Genomic DNA, 17188 nt, shown 5'->3' with positions numbered 1-17188 from the left:
GCGCTGCGGGATGACGATCCGGAGCGCCGGGACGGATACCGGTCGCGACTAGGCCGGTCAGCGCGGTGCCGACCCGCGATCAGCAGGTGAACTCGATCTTCGGACGGGTTCTTCAGCAGGCGGTGGCCAACAGGCGGGCGCTGCTCAGCAGGCGATGGTCAGCTTCGCGCGGCGCGACGTGCCAGCAGCCCGCACTGCGGCGGCGACCGCGACGACCGGCGGCACCCAGCGGGCCTCGGCGGGCGCGACACCCCAGTGCGCCGAGCCCGCCGAGAGCTGGGTGGGCGGCAGCGGGATGCCCGCGCCGTCGCTGTATACGGTGGCGCCGGCCGCACGCAGCGCCTGCAACGCCATGGCGGCCTTGCGGATGCCGGTGACCAGGTGAATCTCGCGACGCTGTGCGCCGGGGATCTCGATCACCGGGCCGGACAGGTTGTTCGCGCGCAGGAAGCGGCGGACCTCGCCGGCCAGTTCGCCGGTAACCTCGATGCCGGACAAGTCGTCGTCGGTGATCAGGCTCAGACCGTTGGCCGTTTCGGCGACCGTCCATCCGCGCTGGCTGTAGTCCTGCGCAGCGGCGGTCATCTCGGCCGCCGAGACGGAAGTCGGAAACGTGGTGCGCACTGTCTTCTCCATTCCCCGGTAGATCGTGGGTCCTGCTTTCATGGGGCGTATCGCCAGCGGCCGCCGGAAGCGTTACGCGAACTTCGAAACAATTTCCGGAGTGTCGCCTAGGTCTCATTTCCGCGGATTCCGGTCGGATGCCACCCAGCATTCCGCTATGGCTCGCAGATGTTGCCACACAGCTACTTTCGGTCGCCGACCTGAACGCTCACTGGGCCGGACCTGTGAGACCGCTGGGGAAGGAGTGACTGATGTTGCTCAGGGAAAACGTGTCGGCCGCGCGGGTTTCCGGCTGGATCGTGCCGCCGCGAGCGGGGAGGATGCTCGGCATGAGCGTCAGCCTGGAAACGGTAACCACCGCGGGGCACACAGGCCGATAGGGGACGGCAGCATGAGTGATCAATCGAACGTCACCGGCGAGCCCGTGCAGGCGGGGAGCTTCGAGGGCGAGTCGCGGTGGATCGCGTGGAAAGAGGCCGCGACCAAGCGGTTCTCCCGCGACGAGCCCGAGGAGGAATTCGCTGAGCCATTCGGCAGCCCGCAAGCCTTCCTGCGGTGGAGCGCCGCCGCGGCGCGCGCCCTGCTCGACGTGCAGTTCCATCGTTCGGCCACGCGCACGCTGTTGCCGCTGGCCTACATGCTCGGGTTGGTATTCGCTTTCGCCGTGCCGATCGCGCTGACCGTCTCGATGTGGCGGGTGTCGGCGGTGTTCGGGCTGCTCGCGGCTCTGCTCGGGGTCCCGCTCGGCCTGACCATCGCGGCAGCCGTGCGCCTGATGCTCGAATTCCTGGTGAACGCCTCGCGCCTGGCGACCAGGGTGGAGCACATCAGTGTGCTGGCCGACGACCTGTTCCAAGCGCTGGCCGATGTGGCCGAGCCGGTCAATCAGCTCTCCGAAGACGTTCGGGCGGTGCAGTTCTGGCGTTTCCGCAAGCGCACTCCGCGCAGATAGGCGTGCGGCACGAGACGTCCGCTTCCGCGCGGCTTTCGCGAGGGCCCGTGTCGGGGCACGTGTGCGGCGCCATCAGGGATGAGCGCGCGTCGCTGCGATAGCGTCGCGGGTCAGTCCTTCGACGGGCGCGGCAACGCCCACGTGTCGCTCAGCACGGCCCGGTGGGTGGGCAGCGCTTGTTCGTGTACATCGCGGCCTTTGTCGGTCAGGCAGACGAACACGGCGCGGCGATCTTCGGTGCACATGGTGCGCCGCACCAGGCCGTCGCGCTCCAGCCGGGCCACGGCACGCGACAGTGCGCTCTGGCTCAGATGGATATCGCCTGCCAAGTCGCTCATGCGGTAGTCGCCGCAGTTGGCGTCGATCAGCCGGTCCAACGTTTCGAATTCGCTGAGTCCGATGCGATGTCGGCCCTGGAGTGCTTTCTCCAGGGCGCAACTCACCGCCGCATGCCGGTGGAGCAACTCGCGCCACTCTGCGACCAGATCAGGGGGCACTCCGGTGCATCGGGCGGTGTCTATGAACGGCTTCGACATGGCCTCATCTTAGTGACCCGAGTCACTTTATGCCTGCACATTAAATGCGTCTGCATTTATGTAGCCAACGCACTCGGCCCCCCGGCGACCGATCCGATCGCTGGTGCGCCCGGGCGTCGTGCGCAAGTCGCCGGCGCGCCGGCCTGGCGATCGTCGCGGTGGCGGGCTCCGCTGCAGTTCATCGTGACCTGTCCTTGCGGGACACCGGGGGCTGGTCGCCGCTGAAGCCGGCGATGGCACTGCGGCCGGACGGTTTGCTGGTCGTGCTGTCGGCCCTTTTCTAGGACAGGCTGGTCGACCGGTTCGGCGCCGGACCGAGGCGAAAGGAACGGGAACTCGTCGGGCTGAGTGCGGTATCCCGAGCGCCGTCACCGCACCGGGTGGCGGCGCTTCGGGATGCGCGGCGGCCCCCTGGCGCTCGCTACCTTCGGCCACGCCTTCGATGCGGCTCAGGAGAAGGGTGGGGCCACAGTGTCTTTCGCGGAACGGATGAAACTGAGCTTCCTGCCGTCGCGGCCGGTCCGCGGCCACTCGATGCCCAGCGTGGGGTCGAATGCATCGAGATCGTGGTCGAATTCGGGCTGGTACTCCAGTGAGCACAGGTAGGTGACCGTCGACCCGTCCTCCAGGGAGAGGATCGCGTGCCCGAGGCCCTCGGACAGGAACACCGAGCGCCGGTCGACGTCATCGAGCAGCACGCTGTCCCAGCGACCGTAGGTCGGCGAACCGCGACGCAGGTCGACGACCACGTCGAGGAAAGCTCCGCGCACGCAGGTCACGTATTTCGCCTGGCCGGGCGGATCCTCGGTGTAGTGGATGCCGCGCAGCACCCCGGCCGCCGACACCGAGCAATTCACCTGCCTCAGGTCGAACGAACGTCCGGTCGCCTTCTCGAACTCCGAGGCCTTGAACCCTTCGAGGAACATGCCGCGATCGTCGCCGTGCCGGCGCGGCGTGACCACCCACGCGCCGGGCACCGCGAGTTCTCGGAACTCCATGCTCACCAGTCCCGGCCGCGATCGAGCAAATCGAGCAGGTAGCGGCCGTAGCCGGAGCGGACCAGCGGCTCGGCGAGCGCGCGCAACTGCTCATCGTCGATGAAGCCCATCCGCCAGGCCACCTCCTCGGGCACGCCGATCTTCAGGCCCTGCCGCTCTTCGATGGTGCGCACGTAGTTGGCCGCGTCCAGCAGTGAATCGAAGGTGCCGGTGTCCAGCCAGGCGGTGCCGCGGGCCAGCACGTCCACGCTCAGCCGATCCTGTTCCAGGTAGGCGCGATTGATATCGGTGATCTCGTATTCGCCCCGCGCCGACGGACGCAGCGAACGGGCGATCTCGACGACGTCGTTGTCGTAGAAGTACAGCCCCGGAATCGCGTAATTCGACCGGGGAACCTTCGGCTTCTCCTCGATGGACACCGCGCGGCCGGCGCTGAACTCCACCACGCCGTAGGCCGTCGGGTCCGACACCCAGTAGGCGAAAACCGCGCCGCCGTCGATCCCGTGGAAGCGGTTGAGGCTGCTGCCGAGCCCGGGCCCGTGAAAGATATTGTCGCCGAGCACCAGTGCCGCGCACTCGGTGCCGATGTGATCGGCGCCGAGGACGAAGGCGCTGGCCAGGCCGTCCGGCTCCGGCTGCACCACGTAACTGAGGCACAGGCCGAACCGGGAGCCGTCGCCGAGCAGCCGCACGAAGGCGTCGGCGTCCTCCGGTGTGGTGATCACCAGGATGTCCCTGATCCCCGCGAGCATCAGCGTGGAAAGGGGGTAGTAGACCATCGGTTTGTCGTAGACCGGGACCAGCTGCTTGCTCACCCCGCGCGTGATCGGGTGCAGCCGGGAGCCGGTGCCGCCCGCCAAGATGATTCCGCGCATGGGTGGAGTCTGCCAGTTTCACGGCACCGGGATTCGATCAGGTTCCGACTATTCCTCGATTCGATTACGGGTGTTTCGCTTCCCCATGGACTCCGGCGATTCTGTTGCATAGATCACATTATGTGCGGTGTTCTGAAAAGTCACCGTCTGCGATGTCAGCGCCGACAGCTGCGGACCTGGGGTCCAGTCGTGACTCGGCGTGCCAGTGGGAGGTAGGTGCGCGATGTCAGACCTCGCCGCCAAGGTGGAGCGCCGGCACGGTACGCAAGCCGTGACCAGAGCCGGTGCACGCAGCGCGGTGCTGAATCCGGCCGGACCGAGCGCCCAATCGCGCTTGTGGCGGGCGACGTGCATGGGAGTGGCGCGCCTCGGCGCCGAGGTCGACGGAATGCTCGATCCGGCCCTCTCGCCGGTGAACGCGGCGCTGTCCGCGCTTGCTCCGGTGCGGTTGATCGCGGCCGAAGACGAGGTGCTGCGGTTCGACCACGAGCTGATGCCCCAGCGGCTCACCGCGGCGGGCGCGCCGAACACGCTGGAGCTGTGGCGCGGCCAGACGCACGCCTTCCTGAGAGCGACGCCGAACCCGCCGAAGAGTCGGGTGGCGCCGGCGCGGGTTTCCCGGCTCGTGCGGACCTGTATCGAGGAAGACCAGCAGGCGCGGACGGCCTGACCGCCCGGCCTCTCCGAGGCGGGCCCCGTTCCGCAAGTGGCCGGGACGGGGTTCGCGTCCGTTTTGCCCCTTTTTTTGAATGATCGGGTGGCGCACGCATATCGAGATCGAAGTTATCTGCCGTTGATAGGCAGGTTCGATATGGAGATCACAGCGTCGAAAAACTTGGTATTTCCATATTGTTCAGTATTTGTTCATATTTTGCTGATGCTCGAACAGCGGTAGCCCCGCCGCGCTGGAAGCGTGGCGGGGCTACCGGCTCGTTTTCAGTTGTCCGTTCGACTGCGGATTACTTCGGAGCGGTGAACGGCTGGTTGATCGTCGAGAAGTACTGGATCGCGGCGAGGATCGCGACCGGAGCGGTCACGAACAGCTGACCGCCCAGGGTGCCCAGGAAGCCGACGGCGGCCGCACCGGCGATGCAACCGGCCAGCGGGCCAGCGCCGAACAGGCCGAGCAGCGCGCCGGTCAGGACCAGGCCGGCCGCGCCACCCGCGAGGCAGCCGAGGGCCGCGCCGGTGAGGCCACCGACCAGGGTGCCGACGGTGGCGCCCACGCTGATGGTGTCCTTCATGCGGTTGAACGCGGCCAGCTCACGGTCGTACTCGTTCTTCCACGGCGCCTTGTCCTCGTACGGCAGGGCGACCGGCTTGTAGACTGCGTGCTCCATGTCGAACTGCGGGGTCAGGATGGCGGTGTGGTCGGAGATGTCGGCGGCGATCGGGAACTCGAAGTCGTCGACGCGGAACTTCAGCTCGGTGCCGGCCACGGTGGTGCCGTTGGCGGCCTTGATCTTGAACACGCCATCCTCGTTGACCAGCGAGCCCGCGTCGGTGGTGATGATGGTCGACGTCGGGGTGGCGCCCGCGGTGTAGTTGACCACGCCGCTGTCGGCTTCGGTGGCCGGAGCCGCATTGACGGTGCCGGCGGTGACGCCGAGGGCGGCGATCAGCATGGCCGACGTCGCGGCGAATTTCCTCATCAGCATTTGTTTGGAACCTCGATGTGAAGACGTTCGGAGGGGACTGGACGAGCAAAATCTAAACCAGCTAACGAGTGGTGAACCCGTTGTGACCGTTTATTCAAATTCTGTTCACCGAGCGGACTCGCGGCTTGGTGAGGTCCCGAAAATGCGGTCGCTGACCGGGCATTTCTCGAAAAAAACAAACCGATGGTTCTCATCATCGAGCCTCAAATGAGATGAAAGTCACAGATTGAAAATCTGGGTGGCTGTTCGGTGGCACGGATTCGAGCCGATCGTCGGCGCGACCGTTCCCCACGTAGAGTCATGGGGTGCGATTGCTCGTCACCGGCGGAGCCGGATTCATCGGCGCGAACTTCGTTCAGCAGACCGTGTCCGACCATCCCGATACGACCGTCACCGTCCTCGACGCCCTGACCTATGCCGGGAACCGGGCCTCGCTCGATCCGGTGGCCGATCGCATCGATTTCGTGCACGGCGACATCGCCGATCTCGATCTGGTCGACGAGTTGGTCAGCGGCGTCGACGCGGTGGTGCACTTCGCGGCCGAGTCGCACAACGACAACTCGCTCGCCGAGCCCTGGCCGTTCGTGCAGACGAATATCGTCGGCACCTATTCGCTGCTGCAGGCCGTGCGCCGCCACGACGTGCGCTACCACCACGTGTCGACCGACGAGGTCTACGGCGACCTGACATCGGAGGCCCCCGCGTTCACCGAGGCCACGCCGTACAACCCGTCCAGCCCGTACTCGGCCACCAAGGCTTCGAGCGATCTGCTGGTGCGCGCGTGGACCCGCTCGTTCGGCGTCCGGGCCACCATCTCCAACTGCAGCAACAACTACGGGCCCTACCAGCACGTCGAGAAGTTCATCCCACGCCAGATCACCAACCTGATCGACGGGGTCCGCCCCCGCCTCTACGGTGCCGGAGATCAGGTGCGCGACTGGATCCATGTAGCCGATCACAACCGCGCCGTGTGGGACATCCTGCGCCGCGGCCGCATCGGGCAGACCTACCTGATCGGCGCCGACGGGGAACTGGACAACAAGTCCGTGGTGCGACTGCTCCTGACGGAGTTCGGGCGGGATCCCGACGACTACGACCACGTCACCGACCGGCCCGGTCACGACCAGCGCTACGCGATCGACGCGACGCTGTTGCGCACCGAACTCGGCTGGCGGCCGAGCTACGCGGACTTCCGCGCTGGGCTGGCGGCGACCATTCAGTGGTATCGGGACAACGAATCCTGGTGGCGGCCGGGTAAAGCGGACACCGAACGCGCCTACCACGCGGCAGGTGAACGGACGCTCAGCGCGGCCGAAGACTGAAAAGGCCGCCGCGGCCGGGAACGATCCCGTGTGGCGCGGCGGCCGAATGTCGCTGCGGTTCAGCCCCAGACGATGGTGTAGTACTTCGCCGCCGCCGCGATGAGCGCCACGGTCGTCGCCGCGAGCACGGTGATGGCCGGGCCGACCGTCGGTGTCTTCCCCGCGGCCGTGTTCTCCACAGCCGTGTTCTCCGCTGCATAGGTGAGCCGCAACGGCATCCAGCGCAGCAGAACCGCGAGCGCGACGATCGCCAGCGGCACGAAGTAGCGGCCCTGTACGCCATCGATGATGTAGTAGCCGACCGGCGTGAACGACATGTAGAGCGTCACGTAGATCATCGCCACGCTCGCCGCCACGGTCAGCGCGACGAGCAGTGTGCGACGGAAGGTGGGGGCGTTCAGCCGCTCCGCGACGCCGAGACTCACCGCGAGCGCGAGCAGGCAGGCCAGTATCGAGAGGGCGGGAACGTCGACGTAGGCGAAGCCGAGCTCGCCGAAGAACTGGCTGAACCATCGCTGGTCGCGCAGCGCGATGCTCTCGCCGAACACCTGCACGAACCCTGGCGGGTCACCGAGAATGCCACGCAGCTGCTCACCGGGACGCACCGAATGCCACTGATGCTGCGGCCGCATCAGGCCCATGCCCTCGCCGGTCGGCGCCGCGATCTTCATCCATACCGCGAAGGCCAGCGCGCCCGTCGCGGCGAAGATCCACGGGATCCACCGGCGCGGGCCGGTGAACCCGAACCGGTCGGCCGGCACCAGCACGACGAGCAACGCGAGCAGCACGTACGTGGGCTTGCTCACCGGCAGCAGGATCGTCGCGGCCAGCAGCGCGCCGATTTCCACCCGGCCCAATCGCTCGCCGAGGAACATGGCCTTCACCAGCAGTGCCGAAACCAGAATCGCCAACGCATTGGTCATCGTGTCAGCGGTGACGGTGCCCGCCTGGAACACCGCGATCGGCAGCACCGCGACGGTGAACGCCAGCCACTGCAGCCGGTGCGCACGCAGCGCGTACAGACCGAATCCGACCACCGCGAGGTAGGCCGCCAGCCCGGCGAGCCGGGTGAGCAGCAGCAGGCCGCCGACGTCGAGCCCGAACAATTCGCCGAGCCGGATGCCGATCGCGGCCGGGATATAAGGCACCGGCGAGTAGGCGGCGGTGTTGGTGAACCAGACCGGTTCGGTGGCGTCGGAGACCGCGGCACTGCTCAGTTGGTCGTAGCGGGCGGGGTCCTCCACCATCGGGTCCGGTTCATCCGGGTTGGTGGTGTAGTCCTTCAGCGCGTAGCCCATCAGCACGGTGATGCCGGCCGGAACATCGCCGCCGTAGGCGACGCCGCGAGGGTCGTGGATCTGCTGCGGCAGGAACCCGCCGTGCGCGACCTGGTAAGCGCGGCCGAACTGGGTGATCTCGTCATGACCCCAGAACGGGGGAGTGAGGACGGTGAACAGTGCACCGAAGATCGCCGCAAGTACGGTGAAGGCGATCGTCGCCCCGCCGAGCCGGGCTACGGCCCGGCGCGCGAAACGTCGCACGGACCTGGTCGCGGGCATCGCCGGAGCCGGACCTGCCGGATCTGTCGCCGGCAGCGACGCGGAGTCGATCGCGGGTACCGGTGTTGTGTCCGTGGCGGCGGCCGGATCCTTGTCCAGCGCTGCGGTCCGATCCGGCGATGTCGTCAACGCCGGGCTCCGCCGTCGTTCGGGCGCCGGTCCTGCGCGCCCGCAGCCGTGTACCGCAGGTAGACCAGTCGGGCAGCCTCGTGGCGGGAGCGCCGGATGCCATCCAGAATCAGGCCGGCCGTCCAGGCCAGGCTGCCCAGCAGCAGCAGGGTGAAGCCGAGGAACAGCGTCGGGAAACGCGGCACCGCATGGGTGTTGTAGAACTCGACCACGATCGGGATGGTCAGGATGATCGAGACCAGCCAGCTCAGCGTGCCGAACACGCCGTAGAACGCGACCGGCCGCTCGTGCCGGGCCAGCCCGATGATCAGCGCGAGGATCTTGAACCCGTCGTGATAGGTACGAAGTTTGCTCTCGGAGCCCGCGGGACGGTCCCGGAAACCGACCGGCACCGCGGTCCGTGGCACCCGCAGGTGCAGGGAATGCACGGTGAGTTCGGTCTCGATCTCGAACTCGCGGGACACCGCCGGGAAGCTCTTCACGAAACGGCGGGAGAACACCCGGAAGCCGGACAGCATGTCCTCGACGTTCTCGCCGAACACCTTTCCGACCACACCGTTGAGCACCCGGTTGCCGGTCTCGTGTCCCGCGCGGTAGGCCGAGGCGCCCTCGTCCTGCTTGCGCACGCCGAGAACGTGGTCGTAGGGGCCGTCCAGCAGAGTTTTGATCATCAGTGGCGCGGCCGACGCCTCGTAGGTGTCGTCGCCGTCGATCATCAAGTAGACGTCGGCCTCGATGTCGGCGAAGGCGCGGCGCACCACATTGCCCTTGCCCTTGGTGTGCTCGTGCCGCACGATCGCTCCGGCCTCGCGGGCGCGCTCGGCGGTGGCGTCGGTGCTCAGATTGTCGTAGACGTAAACGACTATTCCCGGCACGGCGGCTTGTAGGTCGGCGACGACCTTGGCGACCGAAGCCTCCTCGTTGTGACACGGAACGACGGCGGCAATACGGAGCTCGGTGGCGTCCACCCGGGTCAATCCTCGCGATCGGTGCTGAATGTGGGAACACGGGGAGGGTACAGGGAACCCACCGCGGATGCGTGGCCGACCTCAGCCGTCGCGGGCCCGGATTTTCCCCGCGCGATCGGCTCCAGCGGGCTGCGGTAGCGTCGGTCCGTGCCATCCAGTGCGTCGACCGCAGCCGAAGGTGAGCCCGTGCCGCAGCCGTCCGGATCGGTCGTCGGCAAGGCGCGCACCGCGCTGCGCCGAGGCGGTGCCTTCCTGGTGGTCGGCGCGATCGGATTCCTGGTGGACGCGGGCACGTACAACCTCCTGGTGTTCTGGGGCGGCGAGGGCCTGCTCTATCACTACCCACTGCCGGCCAAAATCCTCGCTATCGCGGTCGCCACGGTGGTCACGTATTTCGGCAACAAGTGGTGGACATTCGCGCACAAGCAAACCGGCAACCCGGGGCGTGAGTACCTGCTGTACGCGGTGTTCAACGTCGTCGCGATCGGCCTGCAACTCGGCTGCCTCGGTTTCTCGCGGTATGTGCTCGATCTGTCGACTCCGCTGTCGGACAACATCTCCGGCACCGTCATCGGGCAGATCGTGGCCGTGGTGTTCCGCTACTGGGCGTACGACAAATTCGTCTTCACCGGCGCTCGCGAGGATACTGGCAACACCGTGGACAACGAATCGGCGAACGTTTAGCAATGCTTCGGGTACCCGCCGGTGTGGCTGCACGCCGGGCGCGCACGCGGGGCGGTTGATATCCTCACCCCCGCCGTGAAGGCATCCTGGGGCGTGTCTGTCCCGTCCGGCACAATGAGAATTTCGAGGATTTCATGGATCAGTCGGCTACCCAGGCCGTTACCGAATCAAACGATCGCTCGACGGCCGCTGACGCGCCTGCCGCACTGCGCGCCGACCATCGGGCGCCGGACCGGCTCGTGCTCCAGCGCGGTATCTTCACCGGTCCGTCGGAGAAGGTGAGCGACGACCTCTACGCGGTGGTCAAGGGTGGCTCGCATCGAGAACGCTTGACGCTGCGCCTGGACAAGGGCGCGAGCGCGCACACCAATACCTACTTCGGCCGGTTCGCCGCCAGCTACTGGCAGCGCTGGACCACGGTCACCGAAGTGCGGGCCACGATGGTGCTGGACGTCGCCGGTGATGCCGGACGATCAGAGCAGGCGAAGATCCGGTTGGTCGCCTCGGACATCGCGGGGCACCGCAGGATCATCGACACCGCGCGGGTCGATGCGAGCGGCCTGGTGACGCTGAGCGCCCCGCTCGACCAATACGTCGACGGCGGCGCGCTGTGGCTGGAATTCGACGCCACCGGTGGCGCGCTCGCAATCGCGGAGCTCACCTGGACCGCCGCCGCGCCGGAGCGCGTGCGACCGGTCGCGATCGCCATCTGCACCTTCAACCGGGCCGAGGACTGCGCCGAGACCGTCGCCGCGTTGTCGTCCGATCCCACCGTGCTCGCCGCGATCGACGCGGTGTACGTCGTCGACCAGGGCACCGATCTGGTCGAGAACCGGCCGCGCTACCAGGAGGTCGCGCCGGCCTTCGGCGACAAACTGTGCTACATCCGGCAGCCGAACCTGGGCGGCGCGGGCGGCTTCACCCGCGGACTCTACGAAGTATCCGCCGTCAACGAGCACGCCGACGTCATCCTGATGGACGACGACATCCTGTGCGAGCCGGAGACGGTGCTGCGGCTCAACGCGTTCGCCAATCTGACCGTGGAACCGACGTTGGTCGGTGCGCAGATGTTGTTCCTGCTCAACCCCGACTACCTCAACGTCGGCGCCGAGGAAGTGCACCTGCACCGGCTGCGGCATGGGCAGAAGGTGCCGAAGGCGCTGCGCAACACCAGCATGCTGAAGAAGAACCAGGAGCGCCGCGTCGACGCGGGCTACAACGCCTGGTGGACCTGCCTGATTCCGGCCGAGGTGGTCGCGAAGATCGGGCTGCCGATCCCGATCTTCTTCCAATGGGACGACGTGGAATACGGCATCCGTGCGCGCGAGCACGGTTTCGTCACGGTCACGCTGCCCAACGCCGCAGTATGGCACGCGGACTTCTATTGGAAGGACTACGACGACTGGGCGCGCTACTTCAGCACGCGAAACTCGCTGATCGTCGGCTCGCTGCACACGGATCTGGACGCGAAGGAAATCACCCGCAAGCTGTTCCGTGAACTGTCCGAACATCTGGTTGCGATGCAGTACGGCCTGGTGCACACCACGTTGCAGGGCATCGAGGACTTCCTGAAAGGTCCGAAGGTGCTGCAAGACGGCGGTATCGAGGCCCTTGCCGCCGCGCGTACCAGCCGGGGCGACTACCCCGAGACGATCAAGCACTCGGCGGCGACACCTCCGGTCCGCTCGGCGGACATCCAACTGCGCCGTGCCGGTGGGGAACCCAGCCGCGTGCTGCTGGTGCTGATCAAACGTGCGATCAACCAGTGGCTCGGTCGCACCCAGCCCGGCATCATCGGCGTTACCAGGGAAGATGCCTACTGGTGGCATGTCTCGCTGTTCGAGCACGTGGTTGTCACCGATGCCTCGCAGTCCGGCGTGCGGGTGCGCAGGCGGGACAAGGCCCGGGCCCGTCAGCTGCTCCGCCGCACCCTGCGCGTGCTGCGCCGCCTGCGGGGCGAACTGCCGGCCGTGCAGGCGCAGTACCGCGCCGCCATGCCGGAACTCACCAGCCGCGCCAACTGGGAGCGCTTGTACGGTTCCGCCGCTCCGCGTACCTAGCTAAGGAATTGCTGGCAGTGTCGGACTCAGGTCGCCAACTGTCTGGGTAAAAGATCAAGGCCCGAACACGAACCCGAGAGCCTGCCAAAGCCCAGCTCGCAGCGCGCCTCCCGTTTATGGCCTTGTGGGAGTTCGAAGGCTCAACCCAGAGCCGCGCTGAGCTTGCCTCCTAGGGCCGTGATCGTGTCGACGTCGCCCGGCACTCCGGGCTGCCAGGGGAGTACCAGTCGGTCCTTGGTCTTGTCGAGGTACCGGGGAACGAGGTGCAGATGGAAGTGGAACACCGTCTGCCACGCATCGGCACCGCAGCAATTCAACAGGTTCAAGCCATCGACACCGAGCACTTGCGCCGCCGCCTTGGCGATCCGCTGCGTGGCCAGCGTCACCGCGGCCAGATCCTCGGCCGGGATGTCGAGAAGATCTTTGCTGTGCCGTTTGGGTATGACCAGAAGATGCCCGTCCGACGCCGGGTTGATGTCCATGAAGGCGAGGGTTCTGTCGTCCTCCGCTACCCGAACGGACGGAACCGTACCGGCCACGATGCCGCAGAACAAACATTGATCGCTCATGAGGGTCGACCTTAGGCGCAAGTCAACAAGCAGCTGGGGGCGCGGGAGCGGATCTGGCGGCAGCGCAGACGCCGTGATGTCGTGTTCGCACCGCACTCACCGCTGCCGACCAGCGCATCCGGGTGGATAGCGATCCGCCGCAGCGCCTGCACACGGCTATACATTCCGTGGATACGGCAATATGATGCCAATCGTGTCGAATCTGCGGATCAGCGAAGTGGCCGCTTTGATGGGGGTCAGCGATGACACCGTGCGGCGGTATATCGATCAGGGCCGACTGACCGCGATCCAGCTGGACAGCGGCCGCAAAGGCGTCAGCGGCCGCGAGCTCGCCGAGTTTCTGCAGGCCAACGCCGACGCTCCGGAGCCCGGTAGCCCGGTGGTGGCGGTCTCGGCGCGCAACCGGATGCGTGGGATCGTGACCCGCATCGTGAAGGACACGGTGATGGCTCAGGTCGAGATGCAAGCCGGGCCCTTCAAACTCGTGTCCTTGTTGAGTCGGGAATCGGTCGACGAACTCGGCCTGGAGGTCGGCAGCGTCGCGGTCGCATCGGTGAAGTCCACCCATGTTGTTGTAGAAATCCCGGAAAGTTGATGAGGATGAGGACGATTCGCTCGCTGAGTGCGGTTGCTCTGACCGGAGCTGTCGCATTGACATTGGTCGGTTGTGGATCGGACAAGTCGTCCGATCCGGCCCCCGCCGACAAGATCTCCGGAACGGTGACGGTATTCGCGGCCGCATCGTTGACCGAGACGTTCACCGAACTGGGCAAGCAATTCGAGGCCGCGCACCCCGGCACCAAGGTCGTCTACAGCTTCGGTGCGAGCTCGGCATTGGCTGAACAGATCAAGCAAGGCGCACCCGTCGACGTATTCGCCTCGGCGGCTCCGAAGAACATGCAGCAGGTCGTCGATGCGGGCAGCATCACCGCCAAACCGGTGACATTCGTGCGTAACCGCCTCGAAATCGCGGTCCCCAAGGGCAATCCCGGCCACATCACCGGACTCGCCGATTTCGGCAAAACCGAACCGAAGATCGCACTGTGCGCCGAACAGGTGCCGTGCGGTGCCGCGGCCAAGACCGTCTTCGACGTCGCGGGCGTCAATCCGCAGCCCGACACCCGTGAGGCAGACGTCAAAGCCGTGCTGACGAAGGTCACCCTCGGTGAAGTGGACGCCGCGCTCGTCTACCGCACCGACGTCAAAGCCGCGGGAGAGAAGGTCGAGGGCATCGACTTCCCCGAGGCCGGCAAGGCGATCAACGACTACCCGGTCGCGCCGCTGGCCAAGGCGCCCAACTCCGCCGCCGCCGCGGCATTTGTCACGTTCATCGAATCCGACCAAGCCCGTGCGGTATTCACCAAGGCGGGATTCGACAACCCGTGACCTCGACGTCGGCGCGACGGCGGACAGCACGCGGGCGGCGACCGCTCGTCCTGCTGCTGCCTGCAGTCTGCGGCTTGGCGTTTCTGCTACTACCGCTGATCGGGCTGCTGCTGCGCGCGCCTTGGCGCGGCCTGCCCGACCGGTTGTTCAGCGCCGAAGTCGGCCAGGCGCTTCGCCTTTCATTGGTCTGCGCGAGTTCCGCGACATTCATTTGTCTCGTTTTCGGCATTCCCTTGGCGTGGCTGCTCGCTCGCGGCGAAATCCCCGGACTCGGATTCATCCGAGCGCTGGTGACGGTTCCGCTGGTGCTGCCGCCGGTCGTCGGCGGTGTCGCTTTGCTGCTCGTGCTCGGTCGCCGCGGGCTGATCGGCCGCCACTTGTATGAATGGTTCGGTGTCTCACTGCCTTTCACGACAGCCGGGGTGGTGGTTGCCGAGGCATTCGTGGCGATGCCGTTCCTGGTCATCTCGGTCGAAGGCTCCTTGCGCGCCGCGGATCCACGTTATGAGGAAGCCGCCGCCACTCTCGGTGCCTCGAGGTGGCTGACCTTCCGCCGGGTCACCCTGCCATCGGTCCTGCCGGGCGTCATCGCGGGTGCGGTACTGTGCTGGGCCCGCGCACTCGGCGAATTCGGCGCCACCATCACCTTCGCGGGCAACTTCCCCGGTAAGACCACCACCATGCCGCTGGCGGTATACCTCGCCCTGGAAACCGATCCCGAGGACGCGATCGTGCTGAGCCTCGTGTTACTTGCCGTGTCGGTGGCCGTGCTCGCAGCGCTGCGCGACCGATGGATACGGGGAGCAGTATGACCCTGGAAGCCGAATTACAGGTCACCCGAGGACAATTCGAGCTCGGCATCAGCGTCACGGTGGCACCCGGCGAGGTTGTCGCGCTCCTGGGACCCAACGGCGCCGGAAAAACTACCGCCCTGCGAACGCTCGCCGGTCTCACACCACTGACCGACGGCAGAATCCGTCTCGACGCCCAGACCTGGGACCAACCACCGAAGATCTTCGTCCCCGCGGAAAGACGCGAGGTCGGTGTGGTGTTCCAGGATTACCTGCTGTTCGCGCACATGTCCGCCCAGGACAATGTCGCCTTCGGGCTGCGTGCCCGAGGGCAACGCCGCCGTGCGGCCCGCGACCGCGCCGAGTTCTGGCTCGACCGGGTCGGTCTCACCGAACACGTGCGCGCCAAACCACGCGCCCTGTCCGGCGGACAGGCTCAACGCGTGGCCTTGGCCCGCGCGCTCGCCACCGACCCGCAACTGTTGCTACTCGACGAACCGCTCGCCGCGCTCGACGCCGGCACTCGCTTACAGGTCCGATCCGACCTCGCCCACCACCTCACCGACTACACCGGACACACGGTGCTGGTCACCCACGACCCGCTCGACGCCATGGTGCTTGCCGACCGCCTGGTCATCCTCGAGCGAGGTGTCGTCGTCCAGGAGGGACCGCCCAGCGAGGTGGCCCGAAGACCGCGATCGGACTATGTCGCGAACCTGGTGGGCCTCAACCTCTTTCGCGGCTCAGCGCACGACACCACCGTCGACCTCGTCAGCGGTGGGGCACTCACGATAGCCGAACCACGCCAGGGTGCAGTGCATGTCGCGTTCGCGCCCAGCGCGGTCAGCTTGCATCCCGAACAACCCGCGGGCAGCCCACGAAACACGTGGCCGGTCACCATCGTCGGCCTCGAACAGCACGCCCACACCACCCGCGTCCGCCTCGACGGCAGTCCACCGGTACTCGCCGACGTCACCCCCGCCACCGTCGCCGAGCTGCGCCTGCACAATGGGGCGCAGTTGTGGGCTGCGCTCAAAGCAACCGAGATCCACACTTACCCGGCATGACGCCACCGCGCGGCAGTGCATGGAACGGCTTCCCGTCGCTCAGTGACCAAGGTTCGGCGATATGGAAACACTGAACATCGCCGAGCCGGCTGTCGCTGGTCAGAGAAAGAGGTCGGTGGTGAGTTCGGCGTCGCCCGGAGTGACGCGGTATTTGTCCAAGTCGGTGATGCCGTGGGCGGCCAGAACGTCATCATCGATGAAGAAGTTGCCGGTGGTTTCCTTGCTCGGTGAGGTGAGCACCAGGTAGGCGGCGTCGGCGTAGATGTCGGGGGTGCGTGAGGTGGCGGCCACCTTTTCGCCGCCGAGTAGGTTCTGCACCGCCGCGGTGGCGATGGTGGTGCGCGGCCACAGCGAGTTGACGCCGATGCCGTCGCCCTTCAGTTCCTCGGCCAGGCCCAGTGTGGTCAGCGACATCCCGTACTTCGCGATGGTGTAGCCCAGTGCCATGCCCGCCCACTTCGGGTCCAGGTTCAGCGGCGGGGACAGGGTCAGGATGTGCGGGTTGCGTCCGGCGTCCGCCGATTCGCGCAGGTACGGGATGCTCAGTTTGGACAGCAGGAAGCTGCCTCGGCAATTGATGTCCTGCATCAGGTCGTACTTCTTCATCGGCAGCGCAGCGGTGGGCGATAGATCGATGGCCGAGGCGTTGTTCACCACGATGTCGATGCCGCCGAACCGCTCGACTGTCCGGCGCACGGCCTCGGTCACCGAATCATCGATCCGGACATCGCCGACGAACGGCAGCACCTGCCCACCCGCCTGCTCGAGTTCCGCGGCGGCGGTGTGTATGGTGCCGGGCAGCTTGGGGTGCGGCTGGTCGGTCTTCGCGATCAGCGTGATGTTGGCGCCGTCGGACGCGGCCCGCTTGGCGATCGCCAGACCGATGCCGCGACTGCCGCCGGACATGATCATCGTCCGCCCCGCCAGCGCCTTGGATCCCGGTTCCGTCATGTGACTTGCTCCTTCGTGTGTGCCCCCGGGCAGGCCGCCCGCGGCGTCGCACGCCTGCA

At 66.6% G+C, this 17188-nt stretch carries 19 protein-coding genes; 9 read left to right on the top strand and 10 right to left on the bottom strand.

The genetic code is table 11. The features are described from left to right. Nucleotides 1-144: 144 nt before the first annotated feature. Together ACT86A_RS12550 and ACT86A_RS12545 are read right to left on the bottom strand one after the other, a co-directional pair. Nucleotides 145-666 carry a hypothetical protein gene (locus tag ACT86A_RS12550; protein WP_445092249.1) on the bottom strand — a complete coding sequence of 174 codons (522 nt, stop codon included), beginning with the start codon at nucleotides 664-666 and terminating at the stop codon, nucleotides 145-147. A 166-nt stretch (nucleotides 667-832) separates the two neighbouring features. Continuing rightward, nucleotides 833-955: a hypothetical protein gene (locus ACT86A_RS12545; RefSeq protein ID WP_445092248.1), complete on the bottom strand. Its 123-nt coding sequence runs from the start codon at nucleotides 953-955 to the stop codon at nucleotides 833-835. 60 nt (nucleotides 956-1015) lie between these two features. Between ACT86A_RS12545 and ACT86A_RS12540 the strand changes: the two genes are divergently transcribed. Next, entirely contained in the window at nucleotides 1016-1576 is a 561-nt protein-coding gene (locus ACT86A_RS12540; protein WP_445092247.1) for a DUF4282 domain-containing protein, read from the top strand. Between the two features lie 110 nt (nucleotides 1577-1686). On the opposite strand, the gene ACT86A_RS12535 is transcribed toward ACT86A_RS12540, so the two are convergent. The 3 genes from ACT86A_RS12535 to rfbA form a co-directional block, all read right to left on the bottom strand. Further along, entirely contained in the window at nucleotides 1687-2112 is a 426-nt protein-coding gene (locus ACT86A_RS12535) for a MarR family winged helix-turn-helix transcriptional regulator (RefSeq protein WP_445092246.1), read from the bottom strand. 449 nt (nucleotides 2113-2561) lie between these two features. Then, nucleotides 2562-3110, bottom strand: a complete 549-nt coding sequence (locus tag ACT86A_RS12530) for a dTDP-4-dehydrorhamnose 3,5-epimerase family protein (protein ID WP_445092245.1) — start codon at nucleotides 3108-3110, stop codon at nucleotides 2562-2564. Nucleotides 3111-3112: 2 nt separating this feature from the next. Beyond that, a complete protein-coding gene (rfbA, locus tag ACT86A_RS12525; protein ID WP_445092244.1) occupies nucleotides 3113-3985 on the bottom strand; it encodes a glucose-1-phosphate thymidylyltransferase RfbA in 873 nt (290 codons plus the stop codon). Nucleotides 3986-4208: 223 nt separating this feature from the next. On the opposite strand from rfbA, the gene ACT86A_RS12520 reads away from it, so the two are divergent. Beyond that, nucleotides 4209-4655 carry an alpha/beta hydrolase gene (locus ACT86A_RS12520; protein ID WP_445092243.1) on the top strand — a complete coding sequence of 149 codons (447 nt, stop codon included), beginning with the start codon at nucleotides 4209-4211 and terminating at the stop codon, nucleotides 4653-4655. A gap of 289 nt (nucleotides 4656-4944) precedes the next feature. Here the strand turns inward: ACT86A_RS12520 and ACT86A_RS12515 are convergent, their stop codons facing one another. After that, a complete protein-coding gene (locus ACT86A_RS12515; protein ID WP_445092242.1) occupies nucleotides 4945-5643 on the bottom strand; it encodes a DUF8020 domain-containing protein in 699 nt (232 codons plus the stop codon). A 305-nt stretch (nucleotides 5644-5948) separates the two neighbouring features. Here ACT86A_RS12515 and rfbB point away from each other — a divergent pair, with 305 nt between their 5' ends. Continuing rightward, nucleotides 5949-6965, top strand: coding sequence for a dTDP-glucose 4,6-dehydratase (rfbB, locus tag ACT86A_RS12510; protein ID WP_445092241.1), 1017 nt, complete (start codon nucleotides 5949-5951; stop codon nucleotides 6963-6965). Between the two features lie 59 nt (nucleotides 6966-7024). On the opposite strand, the gene ACT86A_RS12505 is transcribed toward rfbB, so the two are convergent. Together ACT86A_RS12505 and ACT86A_RS12500 are read right to left on the bottom strand one after the other, a co-directional pair. After that, a complete protein-coding gene (locus ACT86A_RS12505) occupies nucleotides 7025-8653 on the bottom strand; it encodes a DUF2142 domain-containing protein (RefSeq protein ID WP_445092240.1) in 1629 nt (542 codons plus the stop codon). Beyond that, nucleotides 8650-9621 (bottom strand): glycosyltransferase, encoded by a 972-nt coding sequence (locus ACT86A_RS12500; protein WP_445092239.1) that lies wholly within the window; start codon nucleotides 9619-9621, stop codon nucleotides 8650-8652. The genes ACT86A_RS12505 and ACT86A_RS12500 overlap by 4 nt, the downstream gene beginning before the upstream one ends. A 186-nt stretch (nucleotides 9622-9807) precedes the next feature. Here ACT86A_RS12500 and ACT86A_RS12495 point away from each other — a divergent pair, with 186 nt between their 5' ends. Together ACT86A_RS12495 and ACT86A_RS12490 are read left to right on the top strand one after the other, a co-directional pair. After that, a complete protein-coding gene (locus ACT86A_RS12495) occupies nucleotides 9808-10305 on the top strand; it encodes a GtrA family protein (RefSeq protein WP_445092238.1) in 498 nt (165 codons plus the stop codon). 134 nt (nucleotides 10306-10439) lie between these two features. Next, the gene (locus ACT86A_RS12490) at nucleotides 10440-12365 is read left to right on the top strand and encodes a glycosyltransferase (protein WP_445092237.1); all 1926 of its coding nucleotides are present in this window, start codon (nucleotides 10440-10442) and stop codon (nucleotides 12363-12365) included. A 140-nt stretch (nucleotides 12366-12505) separates the two neighbouring features. On the opposite strand, the gene ACT86A_RS12485 is transcribed toward ACT86A_RS12490, so the two are convergent. Further along, nucleotides 12506-12934, bottom strand: coding sequence for an HIT family protein (locus ACT86A_RS12485; RefSeq protein ID WP_445092236.1), 429 nt, complete (start codon nucleotides 12932-12934; stop codon nucleotides 12506-12508). 193 nt (nucleotides 12935-13127) lie between these two features. On the opposite strand from ACT86A_RS12485, the gene ACT86A_RS12480 reads away from it, so the two are divergent. The 4 genes from ACT86A_RS12480 to ACT86A_RS12465 are packed head-to-tail and all read left to right on the top strand — an operon-like array spanning nucleotide 13128 to nucleotide 16178. Further along, on the top strand, nucleotides 13128-13529 hold the full coding sequence (locus ACT86A_RS12480) for a TOBE domain-containing protein (RefSeq protein WP_445092235.1): 402 nt from the start codon (nucleotides 13128-13130) through the stop codon (nucleotides 13527-13529). Between the two features lie 5 nt (nucleotides 13530-13534). Continuing rightward, entirely contained in the window at nucleotides 13535-14320 is a 786-nt protein-coding gene (gene modA, locus ACT86A_RS12475) for a molybdate ABC transporter substrate-binding protein (RefSeq protein WP_445092234.1), read from the top strand. After that, the gene (gene modB / locus ACT86A_RS12470) at nucleotides 14317-15132 is read left to right on the top strand and encodes a molybdate ABC transporter permease subunit (RefSeq protein WP_445092233.1); all 816 of its coding nucleotides are present in this window, start codon (nucleotides 14317-14319) and stop codon (nucleotides 15130-15132) included. The genes modA and modB overlap by 4 nt, the downstream gene beginning before the upstream one ends. Beyond that, nucleotides 15129-16178 carry an ABC transporter ATP-binding protein gene (locus ACT86A_RS12465; RefSeq protein ID WP_445092232.1) on the top strand — a complete coding sequence of 350 codons (1050 nt, stop codon included), beginning with the start codon at nucleotides 15129-15131 and terminating at the stop codon, nucleotides 16176-16178. The genes modB and ACT86A_RS12465 overlap by 4 nt, the downstream gene beginning before the upstream one ends. Before the next feature lie 99 nt (nucleotides 16179-16277). Here ACT86A_RS12465 and ACT86A_RS12460 read toward each other — a convergent pair whose 3' ends face one another. Continuing rightward, nucleotides 16278-17129, bottom strand: a complete 852-nt coding sequence (locus tag ACT86A_RS12460) for an SDR family oxidoreductase (RefSeq protein ID WP_445092231.1) — start codon at nucleotides 17127-17129, stop codon at nucleotides 16278-16280. Between the last annotated feature and the right edge of the window lie 59 nt (nucleotides 17130-17188).

The organism is Nocardia glycosmidis (assembly GCF_052545115.1).
The sequence above is the reverse complement of the archived record's forward strand: the minus strand, read 5'-3'. Positions and strand labels throughout refer to the sequence as shown.

Coding starts and splice junctions, on each gene's coding strand:
- ACT86A_RS12535 (WP_445092246.1), bottom strand. CDS start 2,112: ATGTCGAAGCCGTTCATAGACACCGCCCGATGCACCGGAGTGCCCCCT.
- ACT86A_RS12515 (WP_445092242.1), bottom strand. CDS start 5,643: ATGCTGATGAGGAAATTCGCCGCGACGTCGGCCATGCTGATCGCCGCC.
- modA (WP_445092234.1), top strand. CDS start 13,535: ATGAGGACGATTCGCTCGCTGAGTGCGGTTGCTCTGACCGGAGCTGTC.
- ACT86A_RS12490 (WP_445092237.1), top strand. CDS start 10,440: ATGGATCAGTCGGCTACCCAGGCCGTTACCGAATCAAACGATCGCTCG.
- rfbA (WP_445092244.1), bottom strand. CDS start 3,985: ATGCGCGGAATCATCTTGGCGGGCGGCACCGGCTCCCGGCTGCACCCG.
- ACT86A_RS12550 (WP_445092249.1), bottom strand. CDS start 666: ATGAAAGCAGGACCCACGATCTACCGGGGAATGGAGAAGACAGTGCGC.
- ACT86A_RS12520 (WP_445092243.1), top strand. CDS start 4,209: ATGTCAGACCTCGCCGCCAAGGTGGAGCGCCGGCACGGTACGCAAGCC.
- ACT86A_RS12465 (WP_445092232.1), top strand. CDS start 15,129: ATGACCCTGGAAGCCGAATTACAGGTCACCCGAGGACAATTCGAGCTC.
- ACT86A_RS12530 (WP_445092245.1), bottom strand. CDS start 3,110: ATGGAGTTCCGAGAACTCGCGGTGCCCGGCGCGTGGGTGGTCACGCCG.
- ACT86A_RS12540 (WP_445092247.1), top strand. CDS start 1,016: ATGAGTGATCAATCGAACGTCACCGGCGAGCCCGTGCAGGCGGGGAGC.
- ACT86A_RS12485 (WP_445092236.1), bottom strand. CDS start 12,934: ATGAGCGATCAATGTTTGTTCTGCGGCATCGTGGCCGGTACGGTTCCG.
- ACT86A_RS12460 (WP_445092231.1), bottom strand. CDS start 17,129: ATGACGGAACCGGGATCCAAGGCGCTGGCGGGGCGGACGATGATCATG.
- ACT86A_RS12545 (WP_445092248.1), bottom strand. CDS start 955: ATGCCGAGCATCCTCCCCGCTCGCGGCGGCACGATCCAGCCGGAAACC.